At 77.5% G+C, this 2,228-nt stretch carries 2 protein-coding genes and 2 pseudogenes; 1 reads left to right on the top strand and 3 read right to left on the bottom strand.

Annotated features, from left to right (window positions below):
- Both I53_RS26695 and I53_RS26690 read right to left on the bottom strand, forming a co-directional pair.
- Nucleotides 1-428 (bottom strand): hypothetical protein (locus I53_RS26695; RefSeq protein ID WP_051045087.1); only part of this gene is annotated, 428 nt, incomplete at its 3' end.
- A 66-nt stretch (nt 429-494) separates the two neighbouring features.
- Nucleotides 495-905: pseudogene (locus tag I53_RS26690) on the bottom strand (phage tail tip lysozyme); the annotation flags it as partial.
- Between the two features lie 212 nt (nt 906-1,117).
- Here I53_RS26690 and I53_RS26685 point away from each other — a divergent pair.
- The gene (locus I53_RS26685; protein WP_043356586.1) at nt 1,118-1,651 is read left to right on the top strand and encodes a GDSL-type esterase/lipase family protein; all 534 of its coding nucleotides are present in this window, start codon (nt 1,118-1,120) and stop codon (nt 1,649-1,651) included.
- Between the two features lie 39 nt (nt 1,652-1,690).
- Here the strand turns inward: I53_RS26685 and I53_RS26680 are convergent.
- A pseudogene (locus I53_RS26680) lies at nt 1,691-2,228 on the bottom strand (DUF2793 domain-containing protein); the annotation flags it as partial.

Raw genomic sequence — 2,228 nt, 5'->3', positions numbered from 1 at the left:
CGGAGACCGCGCGGCGAGCCCTCGGGCCCGCCCGCCTTCCGGACGACGTGCGCGGGGGCGGTCGCGAGCACGTGACGGGCGCCGGCGGCCACCACTGCGGCGCCGACATCGACGCCGACGGTCCGGCCCCGGGCGGCCCCGGCAACGGCATTCTGCCCGAACTCGGCCCCGGCGCGGATCGCGGCCTCGATCCGGTCGCGGGTGAGCACCGAGGCGGCCCAGGGCGCGACCCGGGCGATGCCGGCGGTGACGGCGGCGGCGGCGAGGGGCACGAGGGCGGCGGTCACCGGCTGGAGCAGGCCGACCAGCCAGTCGCCCCACGGGATCGCCAGGTCGGTGGCGGAACGGGCGGCGGCCGGCTCGGCGAGCGCGGCAAGCGACAGGCTCGTGCAGGCGAGGGCGAGGCCCGCCCGGATATGGTGCATCATCGTCGATCTCCGTGGCTATGCGCGCGGCGGACCCGGCCGGCTCGGGATCGGGTGCGACGGGGCCGGTCAGGCCCGTCCGGGCCGCCGGGCCGGTGCCGGAGCGGCGGGGCCGTCGCGAAGGGCGGCGAGCGCCCGGCGGGCCCAGGCGAGGCGGCGCGCGGGGGCGACGACGCCCGGCCGCTCGTAGCGCCGCCAGACCGTCTCGGTGGCGGCCGCGAGGGTCGTCGTGGTTCTCAGGGCGGCGAGGGCCGGCGCCTCGGTCGTGCGCAGCTCGGCGCAGAGATAGCCGTAGCCCGCTTCGGGATCGGCGGGATCGAGGCCGCGCGCCCGGCACCAGGCCTCCAGGGCGACGCGCCGGGGGCCGGTCCACTGGGCGAGCCCCCATCCGCCGCGGGAGCCGGGCACCGCGGGGGCGATCTCCTGGAGGTGGCGGAACCCGCCGGTCTCGTGGCCGAGATTGCCCAGGAGCCCGGCGGCCTGGACGTCACTTCAGCCGAAATCGCGCATCAGCCGCGGCCCGAGGCGGCGGCATGCGGCGGCGAAGGAATCCCGCGCATTCGGGAGGGGGCTCGACATGGGCGTGCTCCGGACGGTGGCGTGCCCGACCCCACCGGGCTAAGGCGGCGGCGCCCGATCCCGGGCGCGGCGCCGATGGGGGACGTGTGGGACGCGGACAGGACCGGCCGCTCGTGTTCATCGGCGATTCGATCACCGCCGCCTGGGGCGTCGTGCGGGCCGAGACCTTCGCGCGACACGGCTTCGTGGCCCGGGGGGTGCCGGGCGAGACGAGCGCACAGATCCGGGCGCGCTTTCTCCGGGACACCGCGGATGCGCGCGGCGTCCACCTGCTCTGCGGGATCAACGACATCGCGGAGATCGGCGGCCCGGTCCCGGACCGGGCGATCGCCCAGAACATCATCGCCATGGGGCGGATGGCCTTCGCGGCCGGTCTGCCGCTCACCATCGGCACCGTGATGCCGAGCGACTTCTGGGGCTGGCGCCCCGAGTTGCGCCCGGTGGCGCGGATCCGCACCCTGAACGGATGGCTGCGCGGCTATTGCGCGGCGGGCCCCGCCCGCCTCGTCGATTACGGGCCGGCGCTCGCCACGGCGGAGGGGGCGCTCCGGCGGGATCTCACCGACGACGGCATCCACCTCAACGGGGCGGGGTACGCGGCCGTGGAGCCAGTCATGCTGCGGGCCCTCGGCGCAGTCCCGGACTGACAGCGGACGCGGCCGCGACGGACCCGCAGGGTCAGGCGCTCACGCACCCAGCGCGAGCCAGTAGGTCGGCACCGACCCGGCGCCCGCCACCGAACCGGCCGTCGCGCGACGGGTGCGGAGCGTGAATCCGGCGACCGCCACGTCGCTGACCTGCGCGGCGTAGAGCGCTGCGCCGGCGCCGGCGACCGGCTGCGCCCAGACCCCGAGGCAGCTCCCCGGGAAGGCGGTGCCGAACGCCACCGCGACGTCCGCGTCGGCGGCGGTGACGAGCCCCCATTGCACGATCAGGCCGCCCGGGAGCCGGACCGACCCGTTCGCGCCGAGCACCTGCGCGCCGGTCGCGAGCGGCGTCCCGTCGGCGCGCTGGTAGTGGTGCACGCGCCAGCGGCCCGCCGCGTCCGAGGTGGCGATGCAGGTGTCGTCGGGGGCCGTGACGAGATCGGCCCGGGTCGGCAGCGCCAGCGCCTCGGGATTGTGGACCAGGGTCGCGACCCCCGAGAAGCGCACGAGCCGCTCCCGGTCGGCCGCGGCGCCGAAGCTCGCGATCCGTGCCGCGCCGGTGACGAGGACCCGCCGC

Origin of the sequence: Methylobacterium sp. B1, assembly GCF_000333255.1 — a bacterium.
Lineage (GTDB): Bacteria > Pseudomonadota > Alphaproteobacteria > Rhizobiales > Beijerinckiaceae > Methylobacterium > Methylobacterium fujisawaense.
The sequence above is the reverse complement of the archived record's forward strand: the minus strand, read 5'-3'. Positions and strand labels throughout refer to the sequence as shown.